8 protein-coding genes are annotated in these 11,377 nt (G+C 29.0%); 2 read left to right on the forward strand and 6 right to left on the reverse strand.

The window, feature by feature from the left end; genetic code table 11:
- Position 1 precedes the first annotated feature (1 nt).
- From Q1J76_RS00980 to Q1J76_RS00995, 4 genes are read right to left on the reverse strand one after another with little or no spacing between them, the layout of a single operon-like run.
- Positions 2-1,327 carry a V-type ATP synthase subunit B gene (locus Q1J76_RS00980; protein ID WP_300377786.1) on the reverse strand — a complete coding sequence of 442 codons (1,326 nt, stop codon included), beginning with the start codon at positions 1,325-1,327 and terminating at the stop codon, positions 2-4.
- Positions 1,320-3,083, reverse strand: coding sequence for a V-type ATP synthase subunit A (locus tag Q1J76_RS00985; RefSeq protein ID WP_300377788.1), 1,764 nt, complete (start codon positions 3,081-3,083; stop codon positions 1,320-1,322). The genes Q1J76_RS00980 and Q1J76_RS00985 overlap by 8 nt, the downstream gene beginning before the upstream one ends.
- A gap of 28 nt (positions 3,084-3,111) precedes the next feature.
- Entirely contained in the window at positions 3,112-3,948 is an 837-nt protein-coding gene (locus Q1J76_RS00990) for a DUF2764 family protein (RefSeq protein WP_300377791.1), read from the reverse strand.
- A gap of 11 nt (positions 3,949-3,959) precedes the next feature.
- Positions 3,960-4,574, reverse strand: a complete 615-nt coding sequence (locus Q1J76_RS00995) for a V-type ATP synthase subunit E (protein ID WP_300377793.1) — start codon at positions 4,572-4,574, stop codon at positions 3,960-3,962.
- A 681-nt stretch (positions 4,575-5,255) separates the two neighbouring features.
- On the opposite strand from Q1J76_RS00995, the gene hpt reads away from it, so the two are divergent.
- The gene (gene hpt, locus Q1J76_RS01000; RefSeq protein WP_300377797.1) at positions 5,256-5,786 is read left to right on the forward strand and encodes a hypoxanthine phosphoribosyltransferase; all 531 of its coding nucleotides are present in this window, start codon (positions 5,256-5,258) and stop codon (positions 5,784-5,786) included.
- Between the two features lie 993 nt (positions 5,787-6,779).
- Positions 6,780-8,252, forward strand: a complete 1,473-nt coding sequence (locus Q1J76_RS01005) for a polysaccharide biosynthesis protein (RefSeq protein ID WP_498034211.1) — start codon at positions 6,780-6,782, stop codon at positions 8,250-8,252.
- An 86-nt stretch (positions 8,253-8,338) separates the two neighbouring features.
- Here Q1J76_RS01005 and Q1J76_RS01010 read toward each other — a convergent pair whose 3' ends face one another.
- Both Q1J76_RS01010 and Q1J76_RS01015 read right to left on the reverse strand, forming a co-directional pair.
- Positions 8,339-10,282 (reverse strand): fructose-1,6-bisphosphatase, encoded by a 1,944-nt coding sequence (locus Q1J76_RS01010; RefSeq protein ID WP_300377803.1) that lies wholly within the window; start codon positions 10,280-10,282, stop codon positions 8,339-8,341.
- Between the two features lie 171 nt (positions 10,283-10,453).
- Positions 10,454-11,359: an integrase core domain-containing protein gene (locus Q1J76_RS01015; protein ID WP_367278200.1), complete on the reverse strand. Its 906-nt coding sequence runs from the start codon at positions 11,357-11,359 to the stop codon at positions 10,454-10,456.
- Positions 11,360-11,377 lie beyond the last annotated feature (18 nt).

Raw genomic sequence — 11,377 nt, forward strand, 5'->3', positions numbered from 1 at the left:
ATTAGTTATTTGTCCATTTTCCGAATTTTTCTACTAGTGAGTCTTTAATACCAACCTCAGCTTTACTGAAGTATTTACCCATTAATTCCCAACCTGTTTCTAACATCTCATCAATTTTGATATTAATGTCAATAGCAAGAAGTCTTTCAGAATATTCAGCTGCATATTTCAAACATCTTTCATCGTACTCAGTTAAGTCAAATCCGTTTTCTTTTTTCATTTTAGCATTAGCAGCATCTGAATAAAGACGAACTAAAGTATTCATTACAGCAGGGTGATCTTCTCTAGTTTTCTTACCTATAACCAACTGTTTCAAACGAGAAAGGCTTCTGAATGGGTCAATGATTGTTTTACCTATATCAGAGTCCCTTCTTAAGTAAAGCTGACCTTCAGTGATGTAACCAGTGTTATCTGGTACAGCATGAGTAATATCACCTTCGTTAAGAGTAGTAACAGCGATAATTGTAATAGATCCTCCATCTGGGAACTGAGCTGCTTTCTCATAAATCTTAGCAAGGTCTGAATATAAAGAACCTGGCATAGAGTCTTTAGAAGGAATCTGATCCATTTTGTTTGATACTATAGCCAAAGCATCAGAATAAAGAGTCATGTCTGTAAGAAGAACAAGAACTTTCTGCTTATGCTCAACTGCGAAATATTCAGCGGCTGTACAAGCCATATCAGGCACCAAAAGTCTTTCTACTGGAGGGTCATCTGTAGTGTTAATAAAACATATGATTTTATCCAAAGCTCCAGCTTCTGTGAATGTATTTTTAAATGATAAATAGTCATCATTAGAAAGTCCCATACCGCCGAGAATGATTTTATCAGCTTCAGCTCTTAAAGCAACCTGAGCAAGTACTGAGTTATAAGGCTGGTCTGGGTCTGCGAAGAATGGTATCTTCTGTCCTGTTACAAGAGTATTGTTAAGGTCTATACCTGCAATACCAGTAGCAATAAGTTCAGAAGGCTGTTTTCTTCTAACAGGGTTTACAGAAGGTCCTCCGATTTCTACCTCTTTACCTTCTACTTCAGCTCCTCCATCTATAGGATCTCCGTAAGCATTGAAGAATCTTCCTGCAAGAAGTTCACTTACTTTAAGTCTAGGAGGTCTACCTAAGAATACTACTTCAGCGTTAGTAGGTATACCTTCCGTACCTTGGAAAACCTGAAGTGTAACAATATCTCCAATCATTTTTACAACCTGAGCAGGTCTTCCTGCTACAAGAGCCATCTCATCGTTTCCGACATTCTCTGCTCTTAAAGATACAGTCGCTTTAGTAATCTGTACTAATTTTGTATATACTTTTTGAAATGCTTTAGGCATGTGTTATACTCCTTTCAGCAAATATTGATTCCATCTCAGCTGTGTATTTTTTATGATCATCAGACTGATATACAGAATAGTTCATCTGTTTGAATGCGTTAATAAGTCTTTTGAAATAAGTACCTACTTCGCTGTAATCATCAAATCTGTAATCTGCTTCTACAACTTTCATAACTTGATTTAATAATTCTTTTTGTCTTTCTATAGGGCAGTTCTTATCTACTTTATCGAAAGCATCTTGCTGCAATAGAACGAAGTCTATAAGCTCTGCTTTCCATAAACGCTGATGGTATTCAATAGGTACTGCGTCGTCACCAAGAATGCTTATTTGGTCATTAGCTTCCTGTCCTCTTCTAGCAATATCTTTTGCTCTAGTAACCTTATCAGCCCAGCCTTTTTCTATATTAGTATCTGAGAACTCTACGAATTCTGGATATTCAATATATTTAGAATAAGAATCTAATGGGTCAACAGCAGGGTATCTCTTACTGTCAGCACGTTTCTGTGATAAAGCGTAGAAACATCTAGCAGCTTTACGAGTAGATTCTGTTACTGGCTCTTTCAAGTTACCACCTGCAGGAGATACTGTACCTATAAATGTAATAGAACCTGTTTCTCCGTTATTTAAGTATACGAAACCTGCTCTAGCATAGAAACTAGAAATAATAGCAGGTAAGTCAATAGGGAATGCATCTGGTCCTGGTAATTCCTCAAGTCTGTTTGACATCTCTCTCAAAGCCTGTGCCCAACGAGAAGTAGAGTCAGCAAGAAGAAGTACTTTAAGCCCCATTGATCTATAATATTCAGCTATAGTCATACCAACATAAACTGAAGCTTCACGAGCAGCAACAGGCATATTAGAAGTGTTACAGATGATAGTAGTTCTTTCCATCAAACTTCTTCCAGTTCTTGGGTCTATAAGTTCTGGGAATTCTGTAAATATTTCTACTACCTCATTAGCTCTTTCACCGCAAGCTGTCATGATAATCAAGTCAGCATTAGCATTAGTAGCTAAAGCGTGCTGAAGTACTGTTTTACCTGCTCCAAATGGTCCAGGAATGAATCCTGTACCGCCTTCAGTAATAGGGTTAAATGTATCTATAGTTCTTACACCTGTTTCCAATAATTTGAATGGTCTTGGTTTTTCTTTATATGATTTAATAGTAAGTTTTACAGGCCAAGTTTGTATCATAGTTACATTAACTTTTTCACCATTAGCTGATTTTATTACAACTAAAGTATCCTGTAAATTATAAGTGCCTGCTGAAACTACGCTTTCAACTACACCTTTGCCTTCAAATTTGAAAGGAACCATTATTTTGTGGTCTATCCAGCCCTCTTTAACAGCACCTATCCAATCTCCAGCTGATACCTCATCTCCAACTTTAGCTATTGGAGTAAAATCATACTTAGATTCTTTGTCTTCAGAAAGATTGTTGTATTTACCTCTTTCTAAGAAAACGCCTTGAAGTTTATCAAGATCATTTTGCAAACCGTCAAAGTTTTTACCCAAAAGTCCAGGTCCTAATTCAATCTCTAACATTGAACCAGTAAACTCTACGGCATCACCTAATTTTACACCCCTAGTAGATTCAAATACCTGAGCACTAGCACTAGTACCAGATATCTTAATAACTTCAGCCATAAGCTTTGCTTCGCCACAAGATACATAACATATCTCGTTTTCTGCAATAGGCCCATCTACCTCTATTGAAATTAGGTTTGATATAATAGCAGTTACTTTACCTTTAGTCATTTCAATCTCCTAATTAATTATACATACATTAAATAGCAGACGCTTTTGCTTTCAAAGAATCTATGAGCGTCTCTAAATGTTTTTTACCTTCCTCTTCATTTCTTCCATTTATACTAATAGCATAAGTGAGATTTATATAATAAGAGAAAACATTATCTGTTGTGAAAGATTTTATAGAAGTTAATTTTTCCAAAAAGTCTTTTACCAAACTACATTCTATATTTTCCATATTATATGGATCTGCTTTATCTGATGAATTAAAAGTTTCAACTATAGTGTTGATATAAGGTATCTCTCTGCCTACTCCAAAATCTGAAGCTGTTGATTTTGTCAATGCTGATATCAAAGAATAATCGCCTATAAGCTCCTTTGATATTTCATCGCTTGAGAAACCTAAAGCCCTACCATTTAAAGCTGCTAGGACATTCTTCATATCTCTCATAAATAAAGCATAATTTTTTATGAATGAATTACCGTTTTGTATCATCTCTTCATAATACAAATTCAAAAGAGTATTTTCTATATGTCTGGAATTTTCCCATTCAACATTTTTATTATCTTCCAAGAATTTACTCATATATAATGGTAAATTAGAAATTGTTGAATATTTCTGCATCTCTTCTTTACTAAATGCTGATGGTTCTATATGTTCTATATAAGGAGTAAATAATCCCTTTTGTTTTGCTATAGCACTTACTAAATTTTTATTATCATTTTGATAAATTAGATACTTGAAAAATTTAGAATCTTTAGCATTTAAACCAGATAATATGCTTTGAGTAATTTCATTAATATCATACTTAGCCTTAGAATCAGAAAGTTTAACTTCGGGAAGACCTGAGATAAGATAATAATATGATCCCATGCTAACCCCTCTTACTTACTAAAAATCACTTCTTCCGTCTTAGCTTTAATATAATCACTGAAAAACTCTACGAAATCCTCATCTGTAAACTGAAGTTGGTAATTTCCACCTTCAGGTACAATTTTAAAACCATTTGATAATTTCTTATCAAAGTTAATAGTAGCATTCTTTATAGCACTTTTTATAGATTTCTCAAAAGATGAATCTATTTCTGCTTTCTCTGATTCTGGGAAATATATTGTTACATCAGAATTGCTTGAAGACATATCCCATTTCTTAACTATTTCAAGAATTAAGTCTTTTAAAAATGAAGTATCTGCAAAAGCACCCTTCAAACCTTCTTCTAGCACATTAGCTGTTACCAAGTCCTTAACTCTTTGTTTTAAAACACTGATTGACTGCTCGCCTGCCATACGAACATCGGTTATTGTATTTTTCTTTAGCTCTTCTGACTTTCTTTCTGCTTCTTTAATGATTTCTTCTGATTTTGCTTCTGCTTCTTTAATGATCTTGTCAGCTTCGCTTTTAGCATTTGAGATTATTTCATCAGCTTTTTTGTTAGATTTTTCAACACCATCTTGATATATGCGTTCAAGAAGGGAGTCTAATTTTTTCTCTTCAGCCATAATAACTCCTTAACTTTTGATATATTGATTTATAGAAATTTTAAAATTTTCTCCCAAAAAACACTATTTAATAGTTTATCAGTATTTTTAAAAAAATCAAGCAAAATAAGAAAAATATCAGATAACCAATTATTTTTTTACTATTAAACAATATATCTCTTATTTTGTTTATAATAAATAACATTAAACATTATAAATATTTTTTAAATATAAAATTACATATTTTAAATTTCCAAGCAAGTATATTATTACAAATATGATTTTATTATCAGTTAAAAATAAATGGTATTAATATACTTTATACTATACTTAAAGAATATAATTCTCAAAAATATTTATTATAATATTAAATATATATTATAATAAATCACAAAAAATAAGTATTAATATTACCTGTACAATAAATAAATTAATAAATTAAAATACACTTTTAACCAATTTCGAGAAACCCGCCCATTAAATTGTATAACCTAAACTCAATTAATAACATTATACATACTTTATAAATAATCATGAAAAAGCATGCCCGCCCAAAATTTTTATTAAGTTTGCAATTTATTCAACAGATTTTTTTATATATTTATTTAAGTTATATAGAAAAAAGAATAATACTTTACTTTTTATAATTTATTTATAAAATATTGAACATTATTTATATAAAACAAGATTTGAGGAATAGATATGAAAAAAGATGAAAATATAGATAAAATACTAATATCTGCAGATGATATTAATAAAAAAGTAAAAGAATTAGCTAGAGAAATTTCTGATAACCTTAAAGGAAAAGAATCAATACCATGCATAATAGGACTTCTTAAAGGCTCTTTCATATTTATAGCTGACTTATCAAGATATATTGATATACCTATAGAAATTGATTTTATGATAGTATCAAGTTATGGAAATAATAAAATAGGTTCTGAAATTAAAATACTCAAAGATGTAGATATTCCTCTTACTGGAAGAGATGTTATTATAGTAGAGGATATTATTGACACAGGGTACACTTTAGAAAAAATATGCGAAGTGTTAAAAACAAGAAATCCAGCTTCTCTTAAAATATGCACGCTTTTAAATAAGCCTTCAAGAAGAAAGGTTGATATAAAAATAGATTATAATGGTTTTGATATTGAAGATGAGTTTGTTGTAGGATATGGTATTGATTATGCCCAAAAATACAGAAATCTTACTTATATAGGTGTAGTAAAATAAGCACTATATTTAAATAAAACTTGGGTGGGTATTTTTATATAAGATTAAAACTTTTAATATTAAAAAAATTATAATTTCAAATGAAATCAGAAAATATAAAGGGCGGGGTATGTAAGTAAAATTAATAGTAAAAATAAAAGCCTGACTAATTAAATATTTAATTAATCAGGTTTTTCATGTACTATCTTGATTATCTTTTTACAATATCAAAACTATAATCAGGAAAATTAGTTCCTATTTGTGATAATACTACAGTTCCTCTATTACTATCTGTAAATTTTATTTTATATTTAAGAATAGGAGCAGTTGGGTCTATATAAGTAACAGTAAGAGTATATGAATTTCCACTTCCTTCAATTTTTTGTTCAGCAATTTCCTGAGCCTGAGATTCTAAACCAGGAACAACAACATTTCCATCATCTTTTACCGTAATAAATATATCATTTATGTGCTATCTATTTTAGTATTACTTCCTGAACCTGTTTTGTCCTTATTAGAACAACTTACAGATAAAATACCTACTAAAATAAAATAGAAAAATAGTTTTTTGTTCATATTATAACTCCTTAAAAATAATTTTTTTATGAAAAACATTTCTTAAAATGTTTCTATCATAGTTAAAAAGCATTCTCAAAAGTTTGAGATAATATAATGGATTAATACTATTTGCTGAATTAAAAATATTATGCAATAGCGATATTAACTTAATAAAAATTAAATTAAAATATACTAATTTATTATAAAGATTAGAAATTAATGAATTATTTAGAAAATATAAATTATGTGTCGAGTGTCGAGTGTCGAGTGTCGAGTGTCGAGTGTCGAGTGTCGAGTGTATTATTTAATAAAGTAAATATTATTTTCATACCAATATTATATAATATTAAAATCATTATGTCAATATTTTATTATATAATTTATTATTATAAAATAGACTATATAATAAAATCCTTGTATAATAAGCGAAAAAAATATATACTATAATTCTTATTTATATGTTTATTTTGGGTTGAATCGATGAACAGAAAAAATATAGTTATAATAGGGGCTGGAAATGCAGGAGAAACTCTTGCATATGAAGTATTAACCTCCGATGATAATAATGAATATAATATACTTTGCTTTTTAGATGATGATGAAAATAAAAAAGAAGTAAATATAGAAAATCATTCTATTGAAGTAAAAGGTAAAATTAAAGATATAGAAAAAATAATAGAAATATATAAAAAACAATATATAAGCGTAGAAGAAATTATAATAGCTATACCTACATTAAAACAAAAAGAACTTTTAGAAATACTTAATATTATATATACAACAGGAATAAAATATAAAATACTTCCCTGCTTCTTTGAGATAATAAAAGGAAATGCCTCTATAAAAGATATTAGAAATATAGAACCTTCGGATTTACTTGGAAGAGAAGAAATAGGATTTGATGAACAAGAGATATCCTCATACTATAAAGATAAAACTATACTTGTAACAGGCGGTGGAGGCTCAATAGGAAGCGAGCTTGTAAGACAATTAATTACACTTCCAGTAAAAAAAGTTATGGCATTGGATAATTCTGAAAGTGCTGTGCATTCATTGATAATGTCTTTAAATGACATAAAAAATGAAATACATAAACATAAATTCACCTATATAATTTCAAATGTAAGAGATTATGTTAAAATAAATAAAACACTTAAAGAAGAAAAACCAGATATTATATTTCATGCAGCAGCTCATAAGCATCTTCCTTTTATGGAAAGCTATCCTGAAGAAGCTATAAAAAACAATATACTAGCCACAGAAAATATAGCAACATTAGCTATAAAAAATAATATAAAAAATTTCGTATTCATATCAACGGATAAGGCTGTTCGTCCCACTTCATTAATGGGAGCAAGTAAGAGAATATGTGAAAGAATGATAATGTCTTTATCGCATGAGCAGAATAATACAGCATTTAAAATAACAAGATTCGGAAATGTTTTGGGAAGTAGCGGAAGCGTTATACCTGTATTTGAAAAACAAATAAGAGAAGGAAAGCCATTAACTGTTACTCACCCTGAAATGGTAAGATTTTTTATGTCTATAAGAGAAGCAGCAAGGCTTGTAATAAAAGCATGCACTTTAAATGATGGAATAATATTCACTTTAGATATGGGAAAGCCTGTAAAGATTTTAGACTTGGCAAAGAATATGTTAAAAATGTATGGGCTTACTGAAAAAGATATACCTATAATATTTACTGGAATAAGAGAAGGTGAAAAACTTTATGAAGAGATTTTAATGGACGATGAAACATTAATACCTTCTCAATATAAAAAATTATTTATAGCAAAAGATACAGTACAATGCCTAACCCCTGAAGAAAGAAAAATAATGATAGATGCCTTTGATATAGCCTCTCTTGATGCTGATAAAGAAACTATAAAAATGCTTATGCGTAAGTATATAGAAGAATATACAGGATAAAATTAAATATAAAAAAAACAATATTAAAATAAAAAAGCAGTACCATAAAAAATAGTACTGCCTTTAATAAAATTGTTTATTAATTATCAATTAACCTTCTCTTTTATAAGTCCGCTTCTATATGCATTTAAAAGCTCTAATAAATCATTTATTCTTATAGAAAGCTGTTTTCCAATATCGGTTTCACCTACAGTGATTCTTTTTATGAAACGTTCCACTATTATAGATTTAGGGCTTAATCTAAATCCAGATTCTACAACTTCTGTAAAAGGTCTATGCTCTGCTATCATCATCATATTTGAATTTGATATTAAAGTATAACCTCCTATTCCAGTATTTTTATGATATGCTTTAGAAAGTCCTCCGTCTATAACTAAAAGAAGTCCTCCTCCCTTTATAGGGCTTTCTCCCTTATGAGTTTTTACAGGAACATGTCCATTAACTATATGAGATCTGTTTATATCTAAATCAAATTCTCTTAATATAGATTGGCAGTACTCTTTACTGTCTATATGATAGTAGTATGAATTATAATGCTCTTTATGAGTTTCTTTATCAGTTATAAAATATCTTTCAAATGTAGTCATTCTATTTTTGCCAAATAAAGGAGATTTAGGACCGCACCATAAATACCAGCAATAATCAAGAGCATTAAGTTGTTCTTCGCTGCCTACTTCACAGTAAAAAGCCTTTCTCACTTTATCTTCAACTTGTTTTAAATATCTTTTTCCAGATAAATATTGACTGTCTATATAAACATCATCAAAAGTACCGTCTTCTTTAGTAGGTATGCATCCATGATATAATAAATTTCCATTGAAAATTTTGTATATTCCACCTTTAGCATATATATAATTAGTATGTCTTTGAAGAGTAGGACTATTCATAAAAGAAAATGCCAAAGTTTGTATCAATGTATTTTCTCCCTCTGTAAGCTCAAAAGGATTTTCTTTATTTATAGTAGGGAAATTTTTATCCCTAAGTTCATGAGTTTTTCCGTCTAATGTTATAGTACCTTTATCATAATCTATTTTGTCTAAAAGTATTCTATCATCCATACCATAATTAGGATGTCTTTTTATAAGTTGACATTCTAATTTAAATTGTATTATAGATACAGCCTTATGCATTTTAGCAGCTAAATCTTTATCTACCTCATCATAAATATTTTTATCCAATGTATTAGGTTTGAATACTTCGCAAGGATCATCTTTATAAATATCATTTGCAAAAGCAGACAATGATCTCAAATTGATACCATAACTATATTCAAGTAAATCAAAATTATTATATCTTATAGCAAGCCTTACAGCATTAGCCACACATATAAGACTTCCTTTAGCTGCCCCAAGCCAATGTATATCATGATTTCCCCAAGCTATATCCACTTCATTAAAAGTCATTATACTATCCATAACCTTATCAGGATGAGGTCCTCTATCATAAATATCTCCTACAATATGAAGCCTATCTACACTGCATTGTCTTATAAGCTGGCATAATGCTATTATAAATTTATCAGCAGCGGATATTTCTATTATAGAATCTATTATAGAAAAATAATAATTTTCTTTATTTTCTTCAGCATCAGTTTGTAAAAGCTCATCTAATATATAAGCAAAATTTGCAGGCATTTTTTTTCTTATTTTGGATCTAGTATATTTACTTGTTACAAGTTTACATATTCTAATAAGTCTGTATATTGTAATTCTGCACCAATCGGCAAAATCACTACCATTTGATTTTTCATTTATTAAATTTTTGGTATCTACTATTAGTATTTGAAGTTCTACTCTATCATGTTCAGGTAATGTATTTTTGAAAAGCAATTCTATCTTTTCTCTTATAACCCCAGAAGAAGTACCTAATAAATAATCAAATCCATCAGATTCTCCATGTATATCACTTAAAAAATATTCCGTACCCTTAGGAAGTTCTGATATAGCTTTCAAATTAATAATTTCAACAGAAGCATCATCTATTGTAGGGTACTTTTTAGATAATAATTCTAAATAATCTTTATCTCTCATAAAAGAACTCCAAAATATTAATTATATAGTAAATATTATATACAAAAATATATATAAATCTATATTATAATATCTTAATGTAAAATTTATTAATTATATGCATAAAAAAATCATAAATTTGAAATAAGAAATTAATATATAAAAATTGCACGGGAGCCAGAGATATTTCCTTTAAGTATTCCTTATTTTTTTGAAGTATAACATAGGAGTATCATAATTTAAAGCTGAATGTATTCTTTTATGATTCCAAAAATTATTATATTTTATTAATTTTTGATTTGCTTTTTCTAAAGTTAATTCTCTGCTACAGAAATCGTAAAATTCTTTTTGGTCTCGGTTGTGTGTACTTTCTACAACACCATTATACCAAGGTGAAGCCACAGGGCTGTAAACTCTTTTAATGTGCTGCTTCGTACAAAAGATGTCTAATGGATGTTCGGTTTCAAAGAAATGTTTTCTGTATGTAAATTCTGTACCATTGTCGCTTTGAATACAATGAATACGAAAAGGAAAATATTCTATTAGACGTTTCATAAAATCTACTGTATTATCTGGTGTTTTTTCTCTATACAAATATCTAAAAGTTATTCTTGTAGCTAAATCAACAGCGGTTAGCTGATAATAGCGTATTTCCCCAAAAAAAGCATACTTTGTGTCTATTTGAACCTTTTCGCCTGCTTCTTTTATATAAAAAGCATGTTTTCCTTTATGTTTTTTTCTTATTTTCTTCTTCTTTTTTTGATACAAGTTATATTCTTTTAATATCGTTTCAATTGCTGTAGTCCCTATTTTTATCTTTTCTTTTTCTAATAATTTCTTTATTTTCGTTTTACCATATTGATATTTCTTTCTTATTGATATAATTTTATTAATAATCATTTTATTTTTTAATTTATTAGGACTATTTTTCGGTTTTCTGCTTTTATTTTCGATTATCCCAGTTTCTTGTAATTTCTTCTTCCAATAATAATAAGTTCTGATACTAATATTAAATTTTAAAGCAAGTATTCTTTTATTCTTCACTTTATTAATGCTTAATACTATCTTTTTTTTCTGTTGTGTATTATACTGTTTCATAGATATTCCTTTTTGTTT

This window comes from Brachyspira sp. (genome assembly GCF_029258575.1).
GTDB lineage: Bacteria > Spirochaetota > Brachyspiria > Brachyspirales > Brachyspiraceae > Brachyspira.

What these genes read in the sequence shown, in the direction of transcription:
- Q1J76_RS00980 (WP_300377786.1), bottom strand. Translation starts at nt 1,327, where the DNA reads ATGCCTAAAGCATTTCAAAAAGTATATACAAAATTAGTACAGATTACT.
- Q1J76_RS00985 (WP_300377788.1), bottom strand. Translation starts at nt 3,083, where the DNA reads ATGACTAAAGGTAAAGTAACTGCTATTATATCAAACCTAATTTCAATA.
- Q1J76_RS00990 (WP_300377791.1), bottom strand. Translation starts at nt 3,948, where the DNA reads ATGGGATCATATTATTATCTTATCTCAGGTCTTCCCGAAGTTAAACTT.
- Q1J76_RS00995 (WP_300377793.1), bottom strand. Translation starts at nt 4,574, where the DNA reads ATGGCTGAAGAGAAAAAATTAGACTCCCTTCTTGAACGCATATATCAA.
- hpt (WP_300377797.1), top strand. Translation starts at nt 5,256, where the DNA reads ATGAAAAAAGATGAAAATATAGATAAAATACTAATATCTGCAGATGAT.
- Q1J76_RS01010 (WP_300377803.1), bottom strand. Translation starts at nt 10,282, where the DNA reads ATGAGAGATAAAGATTATTTAGAATTATTATCTAAAAAGTACCCTACA.
- Q1J76_RS01015 (WP_367278200.1), bottom strand. Translation starts at nt 11,359, where the DNA reads ATGAAACAGTATAATACACAACAGAAAAAAAAGATAGTATTAAGCATT.